The 17,302-nt window shown below is 62.1% G+C and carries 17 protein-coding genes; 6 read left to right on the forward strand and 11 right to left on the reverse strand.

Going from position 1 to position 17,302, the window contains the following annotated elements; all coding sequences use genetic code 11:
* Positions 1–167 precede the first annotated feature (167 nt).
* From P3T23_RS40845 to P3T23_RS40865, 5 genes are all read right to left on the reverse strand, one after another.
* The gene (locus P3T23_RS40845) at positions 168–1,589 is read right to left on the reverse strand and encodes a basic amino acid/polyamine antiporter (RefSeq protein WP_429321736.1); all 1,422 of its coding nucleotides are present in this window, start codon (positions 1,587–1,589) and stop codon (positions 168–170) included.
* 344 nt (positions 1,590–1,933) lie between these two features.
* Positions 1,934–3,253 (reverse strand): sensor histidine kinase, encoded by a 1,320-nt coding sequence (locus P3T23_RS40850; protein ID WP_429321737.1) that lies wholly within the window; start codon positions 3,251–3,253, stop codon positions 1,934–1,936.
* The gene (locus tag P3T23_RS40855) at positions 3,250–3,990 is read right to left on the reverse strand and encodes a response regulator (protein WP_133664848.1); all 741 of its coding nucleotides are present in this window, start codon (positions 3,988–3,990) and stop codon (positions 3,250–3,252) included. The genes P3T23_RS40850 and P3T23_RS40855 overlap by 4 nt, the downstream gene beginning before the upstream one ends.
* Positions 3,991–3,997: 7 nt before the next feature.
* Positions 3,998–4,120 carry a hypothetical protein gene (locus P3T23_RS40860; RefSeq protein WP_429321738.1) on the reverse strand — a complete coding sequence of 41 codons (123 nt, stop codon included), beginning with the start codon at positions 4,118–4,120 and terminating at the stop codon, positions 3,998–4,000.
* Positions 4,117–4,488: a GFA family protein gene (locus P3T23_RS40865; RefSeq protein WP_429321739.1), complete on the reverse strand. Its 372-nt coding sequence runs from the start codon at positions 4,486–4,488 to the stop codon at positions 4,117–4,119. The genes P3T23_RS40860 and P3T23_RS40865 overlap by 4 nt, the downstream gene beginning before the upstream one ends.
* A gap of 176 nt (positions 4,489–4,664) precedes the next feature.
* On the opposite strand from P3T23_RS40865, the gene P3T23_RS40870 reads away from it, so the two are divergent.
* The 3 genes from P3T23_RS40870 to P3T23_RS40880 all read left to right on the forward strand — a co-directional run bounded on the left by P3T23_RS40870 (position 4,665) and on the right by P3T23_RS40880 (position 6,596).
* Entirely contained in the window at positions 4,665–4,808 is a 144-nt protein-coding gene (locus tag P3T23_RS40870) for a hypothetical protein (protein ID WP_429321740.1), read from the forward strand.
* A gap of 1 nt (position 4,809) precedes the next feature.
* Positions 4,810–5,367 carry a thioredoxin family protein gene (locus tag P3T23_RS40875; protein ID WP_429321741.1) on the forward strand — a complete coding sequence of 186 codons (558 nt, stop codon included), beginning with the start codon at positions 4,810–4,812 and terminating at the stop codon, positions 5,365–5,367.
* 176 nt (positions 5,368–5,543) lie between these two features.
* Complete coding sequence (locus P3T23_RS40880) at positions 5,544–6,596, forward strand: alpha/beta fold hydrolase (RefSeq protein WP_429321742.1); 1,053 nt, start codon at positions 5,544–5,546, stop codon at positions 6,594–6,596.
* A gap of 255 nt (positions 6,597–6,851) precedes the next feature.
* Here P3T23_RS40880 and mdeB read toward each other — a convergent pair whose 3' ends face one another.
* A complete protein-coding gene (gene mdeB / locus P3T23_RS40885; RefSeq protein ID WP_429321743.1) occupies positions 6,852–9,572 on the reverse strand; it encodes an alpha-ketoglutarate dehydrogenase in 2,721 nt (906 codons plus the stop codon).
* Positions 9,573–9,720: 148 nt separating this feature from the next.
* Here mdeB and P3T23_RS40890 point away from each other — a divergent pair, with 148 nt between their 5' ends.
* Positions 9,721–10,248 carry an Lrp/AsnC family transcriptional regulator gene (locus P3T23_RS40890; protein WP_429321787.1) on the forward strand — a complete coding sequence of 176 codons (528 nt, stop codon included), beginning with the start codon at positions 9,721–9,723 and terminating at the stop codon, positions 10,246–10,248.
* Between the two features lie 182 nt (positions 10,249–10,430).
* Here P3T23_RS40890 and P3T23_RS40895 read toward each other — a convergent pair whose 3' ends face one another.
* From P3T23_RS40895 to P3T23_RS40915, 5 genes are all read right to left on the reverse strand, one after another.
* Positions 10,431–11,555 carry a porin gene (locus tag P3T23_RS40895; RefSeq protein WP_429321744.1) on the reverse strand — a complete coding sequence of 375 codons (1,125 nt, stop codon included), beginning with the start codon at positions 11,553–11,555 and terminating at the stop codon, positions 10,431–10,433.
* 48 nt (positions 11,556–11,603) lie between these two features.
* On the reverse strand, positions 11,604–12,149 hold the full coding sequence (locus tag P3T23_RS40900) for a hypothetical protein (RefSeq protein ID WP_429321745.1): 546 nt from the start codon (positions 12,147–12,149) through the stop codon (positions 11,604–11,606).
* Between the two features lie 89 nt (positions 12,150–12,238).
* Positions 12,239–13,582, reverse strand: coding sequence for an MFS transporter (locus tag P3T23_RS40905; protein WP_429321746.1), 1,344 nt, complete (start codon positions 13,580–13,582; stop codon positions 12,239–12,241).
* A 108-nt stretch (positions 13,583–13,690) separates the two neighbouring features.
* Positions 13,691–14,050, reverse strand: coding sequence for a protocatechuate 3,4-dioxygenase (locus tag P3T23_RS40910; protein ID WP_429321747.1), 360 nt, complete (start codon positions 14,048–14,050; stop codon positions 13,691–13,693).
* Positions 14,047–14,892: a gallate dioxygenase gene (locus P3T23_RS40915; protein WP_429321748.1), complete on the reverse strand. Its 846-nt coding sequence runs from the start codon at positions 14,890–14,892 to the stop codon at positions 14,047–14,049. The genes P3T23_RS40910 and P3T23_RS40915 overlap by 4 nt, the downstream gene beginning before the upstream one ends.
* Before the next feature lie 395 nt (positions 14,893–15,287).
* Here P3T23_RS40915 and P3T23_RS40920 point away from each other — a divergent pair, with 395 nt between their 5' ends.
* On the forward strand, positions 15,288–15,989 hold the full coding sequence (locus tag P3T23_RS40920; RefSeq protein WP_429321749.1) for a GntR family transcriptional regulator: 702 nt from the start codon (positions 15,288–15,290) through the stop codon (positions 15,987–15,989).
* Positions 15,990–16,044: 55 nt separating this feature from the next.
* The gene (locus P3T23_RS40925; RefSeq protein WP_429321750.1) at positions 16,045–17,295 is read left to right on the forward strand and encodes a LysR family transcriptional regulator; all 1,251 of its coding nucleotides are present in this window, start codon (positions 16,045–16,047) and stop codon (positions 17,293–17,295) included.
* Positions 17,296–17,302 lie beyond the last annotated feature (7 nt).

Here is a 17,302-nt window from a genome sequence, read left to right on the forward strand (position 1 = left end):
AATTGCTCGGCGTGAGGCGCGAATGCGCCAGGCCCGGCGCGCATACCATCACCTTGTGCAATTGCCCGACTTCCGAGTAAACGCCCAACCCAGCCTGTTTCACATCGGTGTTCGCCATAATGACCTCCGAAATTTCAGTATCCACCGGCCGTGTCCAGCCGGAGTGACTAGAGGGTGATCAACCCTGTCGCCAGGCCATAAATGCCGACGACGGCACCGATGACGGTGACGATGAAAATGATCCAGTCCGAAGCTATAAAGACGGTCTTGTTCTGTTCGCGCCTTGCCCAGATATACAGAATCGTGCCGGGCGCATACAGCACGGCAGAAAGCAGGATGAACTTCAGCCCGCCCGCATAAATCATGAAGATCGTGTAGATCACGGCGATGGTGGCCATGATCAGGTCGCGCGTGCGCTCCTCGGGACGTATTTCATACGTCTCGCCGCGTCTGGAAATCATGAAGCCGTAGGCTGCCACGAACAGGTACGGGATCAACGACATGGCGCTGGTGAGGTTGAGCATCAGCGCGAACGCGTCCCCCGAGAAGTACGTGCTGATGACGAGGAACTGCACGACGATGTTGGTCAGCCACAGCGCGTTGGCCGGCACCTTGTTGGCGTTCTCTTTGGCGAAGATCGCCGGCATGTCTTCGGTCTTCGCTGCAGTGAACAACACTTCGGCACAGATCAGCGACCAGGCCAGATAGGCGCCAAGCACGGAAATGAGAAGCCCCACGCTGACGAAGACCGCCCCCCAGTGACCCACCACCGCTTCCAGCACCGTCGCCATCGAAGGCTGGCGCATGCCCGCGATGTCCGCGCGCTGCAGTGCGGCATAGGGAAGCATCGTCACGAGCACCATCAGCGTCGTCACACTAATGAAGCCCAGAATCGTGGCGCGGCCGACGTCCGCGCGCTCCTTCGCGTAACGCGAATACACGCTCGCCCCCTCGATGCCGATGAACACGAACACCGTGACCAGCATGGTCGCCCGAACCTGCTGGAAGAGATTCCCCTCCAGCCCGCCACCGTAGAAATTCGCGCTGAACAGGTTCATCCTGAACGCAAAGATCATGATCACGATGAACACCAGAATCGGAACGATCTTGGCCACCGTTACGATGCTGTTAATAAAGGCGGCCTGCTGCACGCCCTTCAGGATCATGAAGTGAAACAGCCAGATCCCGATCGAGGCGACCACGATCGCCACGAGCGTATTACCCTCGCCGAACACAGGAAAGAACGCACCGAGCGTCGACTTGATCAGCACCCAGTAGGAGACATTGCCGATGCAGCTGCCTATCCAGTAACCGAAGGCCGAGAGGAAGCCCGGGTAGTCGCCAAAGCCCGCCTTGGCATACGCAAACACACCGGCGTCCAGATTGGGCTTGCGCTCGGCAAGCGCCTGGAATACCCGCGCCAGCATATACATGCCGGTACCCGCAATGAGCCACGCGATGACCGCGCCCAACGGCCCGGTCGCATTCGCAAAAGTCCGAGGCAGGGAGAAAATCCCCGCTCCCACCATCCCGCCCACCACCATCGCGGTGAGTTGCATGCGTGACATCTTTTGCTCTGTGGAAGCCATGCGGACTCCTTTTTTTGTTAGCTGGCGTTATGTGATGCCTACCTCTTGTCTGAACTTTATAGTTCATATCCGTGTTTACGCGAGGTATTTGTAGCTGGCTGATTACATAGTCGCGTGGTCGACATTGCGCCGCAGCAAGTGTCTGCGCGCGAGCACGTCAACATATGAAGTACTCGTTCGAGCTATGGCGCGAACGGTTTGCCACGAACGCGGCTGAACGTCCTGATTGAGTACTGGGGGAGATCGAACCACGGGAGGGAGTTGAGGCGGGGCCGCCTCGTCCTGACCATCCTGTCGGGCGTGCGGGGCCGCGCGGCAGCGGCTGCCCGAACAGCAGATGGCGTTTAGCGCGGGGCTTTCAACGTCAACCTGGCTTCCAGCCCGCCGCCGGTCCGGTTGTGCAGTGACAGCGTCGCATCCATGGCAAGGGCGAGTTGCCGCGCGATGGCAAGGCCCAGCCCGGTGCCGCCGGTATGACGGTTACGCGACGCTTCGAGCCGGTAGAACGGTTCGAATACCGCTTCCAGCGATTCAGCCGGTATGCCCGGCCCGCGGTCGAGCACCGAGATCGTCACCTGCCCGTCCTGCAATGCGCCCACCACAATCTCGGCCGCCCCTCCGTACTTCAGTGCGTTGTCGACCAGGTTGCCGAGTATGCGGCGCAACGCCTGGGGACGCGTCACCAGCGAACTGCCGATCCTGCCCTGCAGGGAAACCGGCTGGCCGGCATCGACATAGTCGAAGACGAGGCTGTCGAACAGCGCGTCGGGATCGATGCGGCACGGCACTTCGGCAGCACCGTGCAGGGTCCTCGCATACGTCACGCCTTCCTTTACGAGGGATTCCATTTCCCGCAGGTCCTGCTGCAGCTTTGCGCTTTCCGCGCTGTCGTCCATGACGTCGACCCGCAGCCGCATGCGGGTGATCGGTGTTTGCAGATCGTGCGAGATCGCCGCCAGGATCTGCATGCGTTCGGTCATGTACATCGCGATGCGGTCCTGCATGGCGTTGAACGCTCGCGCTGCAAGCGCCACCTCGGACGGCCCGTCTTCCGGCAGGCGGGCCGCCTTCAGGTCAGGCCCCAGCGTATCGGCCGCCAGCGCCAGGTGGTGCAGCGGCCGGGTCGCCACCCGAACCGCCAGCCAGCAGCATGCCGCCAGCACAGCCAGTTGCAGTATCAGCACCAGCGGCAGCCAGCGCGACATCGGCGTGCCCGGCATGGGGCGCAGGTCGATGGTCAGCGGCGTGCCGTCGCTCAGTTTCAGATGAACCTGCAGGCGCTCCCGATCGCCGGGAACGGCGTTCACAGTCAACGGGTATTGGGTGCCGATGCCTTCGCCGATCGATTTGGCCACCCGGGCCGACAGCCGCGCATCCGGCGGGCTGCCGGTGATCCCCGGCCCGAGGATGAAGTCGTAGCTGCGCCGCGCCAGCCGTGGCAGCCATTCGGCGCGCTTGTCAGGCGGCAGATGATCGAGCAGTGCAACCGAGCTGGCAACCTCGCGCTCGATGTAACCCATCATCACGTTGGTCATGGACTGGTCGCGTTCGGTCATGGTGAGCCAGAACGACAGCCCTTGCGCCAGCGCCAGGCTGACAAAGAGAATCAGGGCCAGCCGCGCGAACAGCGTGCGCGGCCAACGCAGCAATGACCGTGCGTTCATTGAGGGCCTTCGATCAGCGTCACCGCCGCGGAGAACACATAGCCTTCACTGCGCAGCGTCTTGATGTAACGCGGTTCGCGCGCAACATCCTGCAGACGCTGGCGCAGCCGGCTGACCAGCAGGTCGATCGACCGGTCGAACGCATCGGCCTGGCGGCCCTGGGTCAGGTTGAGCAGCTGCTCACGCGTCAACACACGTTGCGGATTGTCGAGGAACACGCGCAGCAGGCGGTACTCTGCGCCGCTCAGCGCGACCATGGTGCCTTCGGCGTCGAGCAGGTGGCGCGCGGTCGTGTCGAGCCGCCAGTCGCCAAAGGCCAGCATCTGAGCCGTTTCCGTCACCTGCATCCCTGGCGGCAACATGCGGGCGCGGCGTAGCACGGAGCGAATGCGCGCCAGCAGTTCCCGCACGGCGAACGGCTTGGGCAGGTAATCGTCTGCGCCCATTTCCAGGCCGACGATGCGATCCGCCTCCTCGTTGCGGGCAGTCAGCATCACCACCGGCACCGAGCGGAACTTGCCCGCCCGCAGTTCCCTGCAGAGCACCAGCCCGTCTTCGCCCGGCAACATCAGGTCGAGCACGATCAGGTCGGGCGCGCCGTTCTCCAGCGCGGCCCGCATCTCGCGGCCGTTGGCGGCGAGCGAAACCCGCATGCCGTTCTTCTCCAGATAGGTGGCGAGCAGTTCGCGAATGCCGCGGTCGTCGTCGACGATCAGCACGTGATCAACGTTTTCCATCAATGGATCATCCTTTCCGGCGTTTCACGCACACCCGGCTCGCATACATCAGCGAACAGTGCACCGGGTGCGCCATTTCGGCCGCAAACCCGCCCGCGAGGAAGGCGACGATCGCGAGTAATCGCCTCATGCGTCCTCCACCACGGAAAGGCTGGCACCATCGGCCACGCTGGCTTCGAGCGTATACGGATCGATGCCTTCGAGGCAACCGATGTTGACGCGCCAGAGCTGCGCGTCCTTGCGAGTCTGGTGGAACGGATAGATGCCGCAATGCTTGCAGAAATAGTGTTTCGCCACGCGCGTATTGAATTGATACAGCGTCAGCGCATCCTCGCCACTCAGAATCTTCAGATCGCCCGCGGGGAACAGCGGAGTCATCAGTGCGCCCTTGCGCCTGCACAGGCTGCAGTTGCAACGCCCGGCAGGAACGACCGGGGTACGGACTTCGAATTTGACGGCCCCGCAGTGACAGGATCCTTGCAGCAGGTTGGTGGTCATGTGGCTCTCCCGTTGAACGATGTCTGCTTTATAGCGCAGCTCGCACGGCGATTTGTGTCGCAATGTATCTGAGGCTTTCCCAGATACAAAACATTGCACCCGGGCCGAATGGCCGACACACGCCAGATACGTGCGGGCGTTCCAATGCAGCCATGCCAATCGACGGAACGCCCATCGTGCACAACCTGCCTGAAACGCCCCTCGCCCTGCTGGCCGGCCGGCTCACCATTGCGCTGACCGCACTCGCGATCTACCTGCCGTACGACGTCCTGGCTTACGCCCGGATCGCCACTTTGTTCCCCTCCCTGCTAGGAGTCTGACATGCTCTCCCGATTCAAAACCCTGGCCGCCGTGGTTGTCGTTGCCGCGACTGCCACTGCGGGCGCCACCGCCATCGGCGCCGCCGGCACCACCGCGAGCGCATCCCCGCTCAAGAACGGCGGACCCGCACCGGAATTCACCGGCATCGACAAGTGGCTCAACAGCGATCCGTTGACCATCCAGCAGTTGCGGGGCAAGGTCGTGCTGGTCGACTTCTGGACCTACACCTGTATTAATTGCATCGACACGCTGCCTTACGTCAAGGGCTGGAACCAGAAATACAAGGACCAGGGGCTCGCGGTAATCGGCGTACACACGCCCGAGTACGCGTTCGAGCGCGACACCGACAACGTCAGGACGGCCATCAAGCGCTTCGGCATCAGTTATCCGGTGGCGCAGGACAACCGGTACGCGACCTGGCGCGCCTATAACAACCAGTACTGGCCGGCGGTCTACCTGATCAACAGGCAGGGACAGGTGGTCTACAGCCACTTCGGCGAGGGCGACTATGCCGAGACCGAGGCGAAGATCCAGAGCTTGCTGGCGCAGAAGGAATAAGGCCGGCTGACGGTGCTGCACGTGAGCGCAACACCGCTGTCCGGGTTGTTTGCCATCGAATGTATCGCGCGGGATGACGATGGTTCACGGTTATTTCCCGCGGGCAGGAACAGATCGGACTTACCTGCTCGCCGCACTCCGGCGGCCGGGTTAATACATCAACAGGAGGAGTAGAAATGTCAGACAAGATAAACGATCGTCGTCGCGGTTTCCTCGGCACCGCAGCCATGGCCCTGGCTGCCGCCCAGTTCGGCATGATCGGCTCTGCACAAGCACAATCCAGCACGACGAAACTGGCAGCCGTGCCGCCGATCAAGCCTGGAACCAACACGTCGTTCGGTCCGCTAAAGCAGATCGATGCCGGTCTTCTGAACGTGGGATACGCCGAGGCTGGGCCAGCCCATGGCCCCGTGGTCATCCTTCTGCACGGCTGGCCCTACGACATCCACAGCTACGTCGATGTTGCGCCTCTGCTGGCGTCAGCCGGCTACCGGGTGATCGTCCCGCATCTGCGCGGCTATGGCACGACGCGTTTTCTTTCAGGTACGACAGTCCGGAATGGCCAGCAGGCGGTCGTCGCGGTCGACATCATCGCGCTCATGGATGCGCTCAAGATCGACAAGGCAATTCTTGGCGGTTATGACTGGGGAGGCCGCACGGCCTGCATCATGGCGGCACTCTGGCCCGAGCGCTGCAAGGCGCTCGTCGCCGTGAGCGGCTATCTGATCGGCAGCCAGGAAGCGGGCAAGATACCGCTGCCACCGCAGGCGGAACACGCATGGTGGTACCAGTTCTACTTTGCTACCGAGCGCGGCCACGCGGGCTACGAAAAGTACCGGCGCGATTTTGCTAAGCTCATCTGGCAGCTCGCTTCGCCGACGTGGCATTTCGATGACGCCACGTTCGATCGCAGCGCAACCGCCTTCGACAATCCGGACCACGTCAGCATCGTGATCCATAACTACCGCTGGCGACAGAGTCTGGCTGCAGGCGAGCCGCAGTACGACGATCTGGAAAGGCGGCTAGCGTCTGGTCCGGTCATCACCGTGCCCACCATCACCATGGAAGGGGATGCCAATGGCGCACCGCATCCGGAAGCCGCATCCTACGCAAAGAAATTCTCCGGCAAATACGAGCACCGACTCATCACGGGCGGCATCGGCCACAACCTGCCCCAGGAAGCCCCCCAGGCCTTCGCCCAGGCTGTCATTGATGTAGCCAGCCGCTGACCCAAGCGGGAATGGATAGCACGCCGCAAGCCCTTCATCGGGTGGCCTGCTTTCCAGTTCCCGAACGCAGGCCACTTTTCAAAGAGCCTCATTACCGTCGCTGTTCTTTCGAAACCATCGCGATGGACCCATGTTGGTGTCGCAATGTATCTACACCTCTGGGGATGCAAAACCACTGCTGCTTAGTAAATGTCGGGCAGGACAACGGCACTCATTGTCCCGCCTTAGCCAAGCGACGCACGAGTGAAAACGTATTTACCGCTCCCATGAAGCAGCGCCCGCCGATCCGCTTTTGCCATAGCGCTGGCGTGCCCCGCCAACCACATCGGCGTCGATCCCGCCGTCATCCGCGAGTGCCTTCAATGCGGCAATCACGATCGACGCGCGGTCCACTTCGAAGAACTCGCGCAAAGCCTGACGCGTATCGCTGCGGCCGAAGCCATCGGTGCCAAGCGTCACATAGCGACGCGGCACATAGGCACGAATCAGTTCAGGGATGGCGCGCACGTAATCCGTCGCCGCAATCACCGGACCGCTCGACGCTTCGAGCGCTGCGGTCGCATACGGCACCGGCGCTGATTCGCCGAAACGTGCGAGCCGCTCGGCGGCCATGCCGTCGCGCTGCAACTCGGTAAAACTCGTCACACTCCAGACCGCGGCCTCGATACCCCAATCGTCCTCGAGCATCCGCTGCGCGGCGATCACCTCGCCGAGGATCGCTCCCGAGCCGAGCAGTTGCACGCGCGCCGCGTCCTTTGTCTCCAGCTGCAGTGGATAGAGGCCTTTGAGAATGCCCTCGCGCAATGCCTGCGGATCGCCCTGCGGGGCCGACGGCTGCATGTAGTTCTCGTTCATCACCGTGACGTAATAAAACACGTCATGCTGACGTTCGACCATCTCGCGCGCACCCTCGTCAAGGATCGTCGCCACCTCATACGCGAACGCCGGGTCGTAAGCGCGGCAATTCGGAATCGTCGAAGCCGCCAGATGACTGCTGCCATCCTGGTGCTGCAGGCCCTCGCCACCGAGCGTCGTCTTGCCGGACGTCGCCCCGATCAGGAAGCCGCGTGCACGCTGATCGGCGGCCGCCCAGATGAGGTCGCCGATGCGCTGAAAGCCAAACATCGAGTAATAGATGTAGAACGGCAACATCGGCAGATCGTGGACGCTGTACGACGTGGCCGCCGCGATCCACGACGACACCGCGCCCGCCTCTGAAATCCCCTCTTCGAGAATCTGCCCTTTGGTATCTTCACGGTAATAGAGCATCGACCCGAGGTCTTCGGGTTCGTACAACTGGCCGAGCGGCGAATAGATCCCGACCTGGCGGAACATGTTGGCCATGCCGAACGTGCGCGCCTCGTCAGCGACGATCGGCACGACGCGCTGGCCGAGTTGCGCGTCCTTGAGCAGTGCGGTCAGCATGCGCACCAGCGCCATCGTCGTCGACATCTCGCGGCCACCCGCTTGCAGCGCGAATTGTCCCCAGGTTTGCAGCGAAGGAACGGTCAACCCCTTCGATGCGACTCTCCGCCTTCTGGGCAGATAGCCTCCCAAGGCAGCCCGGCGCGCATGCAGATACTGCATCTCCGGACTGTTTTCCGCTGGCTTGTAAAACTTCACCTGTTCGACGTCCTCATCCGACAGCGGCAAGCGAAAGCGATCGCGAAACGCCTTAAGGTCGTCGAACCCGAGCTTCTTCTGCTGGTGCGTCGTCATCCTGCCCTGCCCCGCCGCGCCCATGCCGAAGCCCTTCATCGTCTTGGCGAGAATCACCGTCGGCTGGCCGCGATGGTCGAGCGCCTTCGCGTAAGCCGCGTGCAGCTTGCGCACGTCATGGCCGCCGCGGCGCAGGCGGTCGATATCGTCGTCGCCCAGTTGCTCGGCGAGCGCCGCGAGGTCGGGATTCTGGCCGAAGAAGCGTTCGCGGTTATAAGCGCCGTCGTTGGCCGAGAAGGTCTGGAACTGGCCGTCGACCGTGTGGGCGAACGCGCGCAGCAATGCACCGGTGCGGTCGCGGGCAAACAAGGCGTCCCAGTCTGAACCCCATACCACCTTGATCACATTCCAGCCTGCGCCGGTGAATTGCGCCTCGAGTTCGTCGATGATGCGACCGTTGCTGCGCACGGGCCCGTCGAGCCGCTGCAGGTTGCAGTTGATCACGAACACGAGGTTATCGAGCCCCTCGCGCGCCGCAAGCGACAGCGCACCGGTCGATTCCGGCTCGTCCATCTCGCCGTCGCCGAAGAAACCCCACACCTTGCGGCCTTCGGTTGTCGCCAGGCCGCGGTTCTGCAGATAGCGCATGAAACGCGCCTGGTAGATCGAGTTGATCGGGCCGATGCCCATCGAGCCGGTCGGGAATTGCCAGAAGTCCGGCATCAGCCACGGATGCGGATACGAACACAAGCCGGGTCCGGCAATTTCACGCCGGTAGTGCTGCAGGTGTTCCTCGCTCAGGAATCCTTCGAGGTAGGCGCGTGCGTAGACGCCCGGCGACGAGTGCGGCTGGAAATACACCAGATCGCCGCCGATGCCCTCGCCGGCTCCTGGCGCAGCAGCCCGGAAGAAATGGTTGAAACCCACTTCGAACAGATCCGCCGCCGACGCATAGCTCGCGATGTGCCCGCCGAGTTCGCCATATGCCTTGTTCGCGCGCACGACCATCGCGAGCGCATTCCAGCGCAGCGCGGCGGCGAGCCGCTCCTCGAGTTCGAGGTTGCCCGGATAGCGCGGCTGCTGTTCGACCGGAATCGTATTCGTGTAGGGCGTGACGCGGGCGCGCGAAGACTCGACGCCGAGCGTCAGCGCATGCCCGGCCAGACGATCGAACAGATACTGTGCGCGATCCGTGCCGACATGAGCGACCACCGCATCGAGCGCCTCCAGCCATTCCGCCGTTTCCTCGGGGTCGCTATCTTCGCAGCCTCGTCCGAGGCATTGCATCTGTTTGCTACCGCTGGACAAATCCGTCATGGCACAACTCCAGGAGGCGTTCGGTTCATGGATGGTTCGATACATGTTAGCCATCCAGCCACAAAATATGCCTCTCTTTTACTTGCGATGCAGCGCCTCGATAGTGTATTTATTCTGCATAGACTCCCATTTTCGGAATATTTCATCCATGACCTCGCCACCCAGACGGCTCGATCGCATCGACATCGGCATCCTCAGCCAGCTGCAGCAGAATGCCCGCATCACCAATTCCGAGCTGGCCCGGTCGGTCAACCTGTCGCCAACTCCGTGCTTCAACCGTGTCCGCGCCCTCGAAAAGCTCGGCTTGTTCAAGCAGCAGGTCACCCTGCTCAATCCCGAACTGCTGGGCCTGAGAATCAACGTGTTTATCCAGGTGAGTCTTGAGAAGCAGGTCGAGGATGCGCTTCAGCGCTTCGAGCGGGCCATCTCGGAACGCCCGGAGGTGATGGAGTGTTATCTGATGTCGGGCGACGCCGACTACCTGCTGCGCGTGGTCATGCCGGACATGAAGACGCTGGAGCGTTTCATCCTCGAGCGTCTGACGACCATCCCGGGTGTCTCGAACATCCGTTCCAGCTTCGCCCTCAAGCAGGTGCGTTACAAGACGGCGCTGCCGTTGCCGTCGTCAGGACTGACGCTGATCGATCCCGACGACATCTCAACGGACTGGAGTTGAAGGCTCAGGGAATTTAGCCGACGCCTGCTTTTCGCGAGCGGATCGGCCTGCCTTCCAGGTCGACGCGAGGTCAATGCGAGGTCGCCGCGAGGTCGCCGCGATATGCGTCGCCTACGACATCCACCATTCCATTGCGCGGGCACGTCCTGCCATCAACCAGCAGGACGGCCAGCCCGCGTGCGTCAGAACAGGTGACGAATGCCAACCTGCACACCGGTTTCACTCTGACCCTTGTCCGGCGTAAGGAACGAACCTGTCGTAATGCTGGCGCCCGCCATCTTGAACTGGGCAGAGTTGCGGTTATTCAGCCGCGATGCAACGCCATACAACCGCGTGGCCTTCGAAAGGTCGTAGTTCACGATCGCGCTGAACTGGCTTGCATCATTGCCCAGCGACGAACTGTCCTTGATGAACGCATATCCGGCACCAGCGCTCAGGAAAGGCGTGAACCGGTAGTCGGCAGACAGCGAAAAGGTGCTGTGCCAGTTGCCGGCAACGTTACCGACCGGACCGACCGCCGGATCATATTTTCCCGCTGGATTAGACAACGCGTTGCCCGTCGTCGCGGAGATCACGTCGTTCGCCCTGAAATAGCCGAGATAGATCTTTCCCAGGCCATAGTCGACGTTTCCGCCTGCCATGATCTCCTGAACACGGACCGAGGCTGTCGCATTCGCTGCGTTCAGGTAGGCCATCGCGAAATAAACCGGACCCTGAGTGGTCTGCACCCCGGCCTGGTAGACAGCATTGCCCGCAAGCGTCCCGGGCTGCCCGCCGACCGAATAGTGCAGCTCGAGCTGGGTGTTCGCCAGTTTCGGAGAGATGTAGCTGATGTCGTTATCGACGCGTGCCTGCCAGTTGGCGAAATTGTTATAGCCCGATCCGTACGTCGCGGCACCGAAGGCGTCCATGTTGCCGCTATAGACAAACATCGGCGAGTTCTGACGCCCGAACCTGAGTTCGCCCCAAGGCGCGCCCACGCCGACCCACGCCTGCCGGTCGAAAAGGCGGTAGGAATTCTGCTGCTTGCCAGTGCCCGGATCGAACCCGCTTTCCAGGGCGAACGTGGTCCGGTACCCTCCGCCCAGATCTTCCGTTCCCCGCAAGCCCCAGCGGCTCGTGAGTTCCCCGTTATTCCCGAGCACGGCCAGCGACGTACTCTTCCCTCCAACCGTCGACGACTGATAGCCTGCAAAAACGTCGAGTATCCCGTATAGCGTCAGAGACGACTGCGCGTGCGCCTGCCCCGCGCAGATTGCCCCGATCGCCATGGCTACCACTTTATATTTATGGTTCAGTTTTTTCATTTTATCTCCTGTGGTTGGTCCAACCAGTTCAAAGCAAAATCACCCGTATCAGCTCACTGCTTGCGGAGCCAGCTGCTTTTTCACAATCAGGGCAAGCGTCACCGTGAAGAAGAAGTGAGACATGAACCCGCCAATGATCACGACCGGGTCATAGTAGTTGGGGTGGTTATCGCCCGCGATCATGATTGCCACATGCATCACGATCCACGCAAACATGGCGTAAAACAGCGCCACGAACGTCGCTTCATACCCGCGCCGGCGGAAATACGGCCAGATCATCGCAAACAGGATTCCCCAGCCCGTCGCGAAGACAAAGTGAATCCCCGTGCCGACGAAATACGCCCATATACCGAGCGAATCCTGCACGGCCTTGCCGAACACGAGGCCGGTTGCGTTGCGCGGAATACCCGCGAGGGGCATCAAATGCTGAGCCCCTACCCAGACAAGGGCCTCATAAATCCAGATGATGATTGCCCCAGCGAGGCCGCCCATCACTCCGGCACGAATGGTCGCCTTGAGACCTGGCTTGTCCGAAACATTCGACGTCAAGCCTTTGTCTATCCCGTTACCACTGACACTGAAATTGCCACCCATGTCTGCTCTCCTCGAAAAAATCTCATATAGCGGATGTCATGCAGCAGATGGCCCACGCCATCGCGCGTGCAGGACTTCCGTCAGCACGGTCACGCATCGACCACTGGTGCGGTAATGAACTTCAGGGCGACGCGATTCATCACGATGGCCCCTGCGGCGATAATTGCCGGAACAGCCAGCACCGAGAAAACAGCAGCGAAACTGAATCCGAGCGACAGCAACGCGCCGCCGACAAGCGAGCCCAGAATGCCGCCAAGGCGACCGAACCCCAGCATCCAGCTCACGCCGGTTGCCCGGGCGCGGGTCGGATAGCAGGTGGGCGCAAGCGCGTTCAGACCAGTCTGCGCACCACTCATGAAGAAGCCGGCACACGCGACCAGGATCGGAAGCAGTGCGGACTGGAGCGAACCCATCCCCAACGCGAAGATGAATACGCCGCCGAGCAGATAGGCCGTCCCGATCACCGCATTGCGGTCCATGCGGTCCATCGCGAATCCAACGGCAATCGCGCCCACGGTGCCGCCGAGCTGGAACATCCCGGTAATGGCCGCCGCGCGCTCGACGGGCAGACCTGCATCCTTGATGAGCGTAGGAAGCCAGCCGGTGAGCAGGTAGATGATCAGGAGACCCATGAAGTACGTCAGCCACAGCATGAGCGTGCTGAACGCATAACCGTCCGCGAACAGCATCCGCACCGGCGCCTTGGCGGACACCACGGGCTCTGGTGCAGTAAACCTGGCATCGCCGCCAAAGACGTGGCCGCAGACACGTCCAAGCGTAGTCGCGATACGCGCGTTGCTGGCCTTGCGCACGAGCAGCAAGCGCGCGGATTCAGGCAGCAGCCACAGCAGCAGCGGCACGCTGACGATCGGCAGGATGCCGCCGAACATGAACACGGAACGCCAGCCAAAGTGAGGGATCAGGGATGCGGCAACGAAGCCGCCGGCACCGGATCCGAAGTTAAAGCCGGTGAACATGATCGTCAGAAGCAGCGAGCGGCTTTTCGACGGGACGTATTCCGACAGCAGAGTCGTCGAATTCGGCATCGCGGCGCCGAGACCGAGGCCGGTCAGAAAGCGCAGCATCATCAGTTGCGTCGGTGACTCGGCGAATGCGCACAGCAGACTGAACAGGCCGAAGCAGAATACGGATCCGATCAGGACTATCTTTCGTCCCACACGGTCTGCGGCCGGCCCAGCCGTCAGCGCGCCGATCGCGAGGCCCACCATCGCTGCGCTCATGACGGGGCCGAACGCGGCACGGCTCACGCCCCAGTCATGCATGACGAGGGGTGCCACGAAGCCCATCACGGCGGTGTCCAGGCCGTCCATCGTGACGATCAGAAAACATAGAGCGAGTACCAGCCATTGGTAGCCCGACATCTTGCGTGCATCGATGAACGCCTTGATGTCGACCGATTCTTCAGGTTTCATGCGTGTCTCCAGAAAAAAGATTCCCCGCCCCGGGGTTCTTTCGACTCCGGGGTCATATTTCCCTGCAAGGAAAAGGCGACTGACGCCTGATCCGGGTGCCGCATCACGTCAGACGGCGTCGGGCACCCTGCGCGTCTTGAGAAACGCTTCGAGCGTCTCGCCCCGCATGCTGGCGTACATGCCCAGATTCGTCGTCTTCACCACCCGCGCGAACTTCTCGAGTACGAAGAAGCACACGCCGTAGCGAATCAGGCCAAGCCAGTCCGTGTTGTCGACGAGTGTCCGTTCCTCTGCGGTCAGGCCCGCGGCGGCGTACGCGGAGGCCCGGTCCTCGAGCCAGCGCGAGCGCGCCTGCGGCTCGCGCATCTGCCAGAAGAAGCGGTTCAGGCGCATCGCCTTGATGCTCTGGCGAATATCGAACGGGTAGGTACCGGTCAACTCTTCGATGCCAACCAGTTGAGGGTTCATTGCGTCGCCTCTTCTTCGTAAATCGTCACGGCCATCGCGGTACTCGTCGCGAGGTAGTAGTTGCGATGGAGTTCGCGAACCTTCGGCCCGAGCGCGCCGCGCATCGCCAGCCACATGATGGTCTCGACGCTCTCCGCGCCACCGAGGCGCACATAGTCGACGTGCTTCATCGCCGCGAGCCGCGCCGGGTCGTTGACGATCAGGTCGAGGAACTCCATGTCCCAGTCCTCGTTATTGAAACCGCTTCGCTCCCCGTGGACCTGATGTGACAGACCGCCCGTCCCCACCACCACGACGTCGAGATCCTGCTCGAAAGACTCGATCGCACGGCGCAGCGCCTGGCCCAGGCGATAGCAGCGGTTCGCGGTCGGCAGCGGATATTGCAGCACGTTGACTTCCAGCGGCACGAGCGACACGGGCCAGCCGCCGTCATGCGGCAACATCAGCGATAGCGGCGAGTTGCAGCCGTGGTCGAGCGCCCGGTCCTGGAAGATCGTCAGATCGAACTCCTCCGCGACGAGTTGCTCTGCAATGTGGATCGCCAGATCGGGATGTCCGGCGATGTCCGGAAGCGGACGCTTTCCAGCGCCCTCGTCCGCAAACTCATGATTCGCGGAAACGCCGAGCGCGAACGTCGGATAGCAGTCGAAGAAGAAGCTGTTCGCGTGATCGTTGTAGAACATCACCATCACGTCGGGCTTGCGTTGCGCGAGCCACTGCGCGACCGGTTCGTATCCCTTGAAGAGGGGTGCCCATGCGGGATCGTTCTGCTTACCCTTGTCATACGCGAGGCCAATCGTCGGTACGTGCGACGTGCCGATGCCACCTACAATCCTTGCCATATCGATACCTTCCGTTGCTTCCGCCCTCATCGCGCAGGCGGGTGAATCTAATGGGCCGTTTCCATCCCCGGGATGCGAACCGCGACCTCTTGGGATACAAAGATATAGAAAAAGCACGGTTTTCCGAAAGTACGGGTTAACCACATACGCTGGGTAGAAACCGCCAGCTTACCGGGGTTTTGCGCCTCACTGCCGGGGCGGATGGCGCTGAAAACCGCGCCGCATCAGGGGCGGCCTGGTATCCTGAGCACCTGACGGGACCGTGTCGGCCGACCTGCTGGAAGGATCAGCCATAACTGAATCAGATACCGAAAGAACGAACTCGCAATACGGCGCGCGCGCGTGGTGCGGCAGCTAGCATCTCGCTATACTTCCGCCAAACGGAACAGATAGACATGAACGGCACAACCCAGCAGGCGATTGTTCACACGCTACGCGAACGAATCCTTTCCGGCGAGCTGGGACCGGGGCAGCGCCTCGTCGAAGCGCAGATCGCACAATGGCTTGGCGTGTCACGCACGCCGTTGCGTTATGCACTGAGTGTGCTCTCGTCCGAAGGACTGCTGGAACGCTCGGGCGCGCGAGGCTACGTCGTGCGGCGCTTCAGCGTCAGCGACGTGCTGAACGCAATCGACGTGCGCGGCGTGCTCGAAGGGCTCGCCGCCCGTTCCGTTGCCGAGCGTCGGGTCGACGCTGCGCTCGCCCGATCGCTCGAAGACTGCCTCAAGGAAGGAGACGAGATCTTCAGCGCCGGCTTTCTGAAGGAAGGCGATGAAATGCGATACGCGTCGATGAACGGACGCTTTCATGCGTTGATCGTGGACGCCGCACAGAATATGGCCGTTAGCGCGGCGCTCCGCCTGAATGACCGGATTCCGTTCGTCTCTCCACTCACGGTCGTGTTCGATGAAACGGCCAGAGAGCGCCAGTTCATGATGCTGATGTACGCGCATCGTCAACATCACGCAATCGTCGGCGCGCTTCTGAACGGCGAGGGGGCACGCGTGGAAGCATTGATGAAAGAACACACGCATATTTCGAAGGAAAGTCTCAACCTGTCCTCGGCCAGGCTCCATCTGATTTCCGGCGCAGCATAGCGCGGGCCTCATCACCTTTCCCGATCATCGAACTCCACTCACCGGCACGTCATCCGTGAGCAACAGCGAACTTCTCAACCTCGCCCATCTGCGTGCGTTCAAACTCGTTGCCGATACCGGCAGCGCAACCCGTGCCGCCCTGGCGCTCTTTCGGGCCCAGTCCGCCGTCACGCGCTCGGTGCAGGAACTGGAGTCGGCGCTCGGCGAGCAGCTTTTCGAGCGCAAACCGTCGGGGATGTTGCCGACCCCGGTCGGCCGCGCGGTGCTGGAGCGTTGTGAGCGGATCTTCGCCGAGCTCGAGGAGCTTGCGCAGTGGTGCGCCGTGAGACAGGTGCGGCGACGCGCCCCTGCGGAAGGCACGCTGCCGGCCTATCTGCTGAATGCACGCCGGCTGCAGTTGTTCGTCGCGCTCGCGCGCCACCGGCACATGCCAACGGCTGCCGCCACGTTCGGCATCACCCAGCCCGCGGTGAGCAGCGCGATTCGCGTACTCGAAAGCGGCGCGGGCCTGCGCCTGTTCCATCGCAGTGCGCGCGGCATCCTGCTGACCACCGAAGGCGAAACTTTCCTGCTGCATGTGCGCCGCGCCTTGAACGAATTGCGACATGTACCGGACGACATCGCCGCGCTGCGCGGCAACATCCAGGGTTCGGTCACGGTCGGCGCGCTTCCGCTTGGCCGAACGCTGATTCTTCCCAACGCGATCGCCCGGATGACAGCGCGGCACCCCGGCGTGCGGGTCGTCACCGATGAAAGTGCCTACGAAACGCTCGTCGCCGGGCTGCGTGCGGGCGACATCGACTTTATTCTGGGTGCGCTGCGCGGCAACGACGCGGCAAGCGGTCTGCAAAACGAGCGGCTGATGGCGGAAGACATGGTCGTGCTGGCGCGCCGCGATCACCCTCTGGCAAACGCACGGGGGTTGACCATCGCAGACCTGCGCAACGCGCAATGGATTCTGCCGCGCAGCCATGCACCCGCGCGCGGCCTCTTCGAATCGCAGTTCCGTCGCCTGAAGCTGAAGCCGCCGATGCCTACCGTCGAAACGGCGGATCTGGCGGTCATTCGTGGCGTGCTGCTGGGGACGGACATGGTAGCGGCGCTGTCCGCGCAGCAGTTGTACTACGAGTGCGAGTCCGGCCAGCTCGCTGTCCTCGACATTGCACTGCATAACACGCAGCGCGACATCGGGCTCACGGTCCGCGCGGAAGGGACACCGTCGCCCGCCGCACGCGCGCTGATCGATGCGATCCGGCTGGCGATAACCGACGTGGCGCGCGCCGTGAATAGTGCCGATCGCAGGTGACCGCCAT

The organism is Paraburkholderia sp. GAS448 (assembly GCF_050435685.1).
Taxonomy (GTDB): domain Bacteria; phylum Pseudomonadota; class Gammaproteobacteria; order Burkholderiales; family Burkholderiaceae; genus Paraburkholderia.

Excerpts from the sequence above, each read along its gene's own strand:
- P3T23_RS40845 (WP_429321736.1), bottom strand. The coding sequence starts at position 1,589 with ATGGCTTCCACAGAGCAAAAGATGTCACGCATGCAACTCACCGCGATG.
- P3T23_RS40850 (WP_429321737.1), bottom strand. The coding sequence starts at position 3,253 with ATGAACGCACGGTCATTGCTGCGTTGGCCGCGCACGCTGTTCGCGCGG.
- P3T23_RS40855 (WP_133664848.1), bottom strand. The coding sequence starts at position 3,990 with ATGGAAAACGTTGATCACGTGCTGATCGTCGACGACGACCGCGGCATT.
- P3T23_RS40860 (WP_429321738.1), bottom strand. The coding sequence starts at position 4,120 with ATGAGGCGATTACTCGCGATCGTCGCCTTCCTCGCGGGCGGGTTTGCG.
- P3T23_RS40865 (WP_429321739.1), bottom strand. The coding sequence starts at position 4,488 with ATGACCACCAACCTGCTGCAAGGATCCTGTCACTGCGGGGCCGTCAAA.
- P3T23_RS40875 (WP_429321741.1), top strand. The coding sequence starts at position 4,810 with ATGCTCTCCCGATTCAAAACCCTGGCCGCCGTGGTTGTCGTTGCCGCG.
- P3T23_RS40880 (WP_429321742.1), top strand. The coding sequence starts at position 5,544 with ATGTCAGACAAGATAAACGATCGTCGTCGCGGTTTCCTCGGCACCGCA.
- mdeB (WP_429321743.1), bottom strand. The coding sequence starts at position 9,572 with ATGACGGATTTGTCCAGCGGTAGCAAACAGATGCAATGCCTCGGACGA.
- P3T23_RS40890 (WP_429321787.1), top strand. The coding sequence starts at position 9,721 with ATGACCTCGCCACCCAGACGGCTCGATCGCATCGACATCGGCATCCTC.
- P3T23_RS40895 (WP_429321744.1), bottom strand. The coding sequence starts at position 11,555 with ATGAAAAAACTGAACCATAAATATAAAGTGGTAGCCATGGCGATCGGG.
- P3T23_RS40900 (WP_429321745.1), bottom strand. The coding sequence starts at position 12,149 with ATGGGTGGCAATTTCAGTGTCAGTGGTAACGGGATAGACAAAGGCTTG.
- P3T23_RS40905 (WP_429321746.1), bottom strand. The coding sequence starts at position 13,582 with ATGAAACCTGAAGAATCGGTCGACATCAAGGCGTTCATCGATGCACGC.
- P3T23_RS40910 (WP_429321747.1), bottom strand. The coding sequence starts at position 14,050 with ATGAACCCTCAACTGGTTGGCATCGAAGAGTTGACCGGTACCTACCCG.
- P3T23_RS40915 (WP_429321748.1), bottom strand. The coding sequence starts at position 14,892 with ATGGCAAGGATTGTAGGTGGCATCGGCACGTCGCACGTACCGACGATT.
- P3T23_RS40920 (WP_429321749.1), top strand. The coding sequence starts at position 15,288 with ATGAACGGCACAACCCAGCAGGCGATTGTTCACACGCTACGCGAACGA.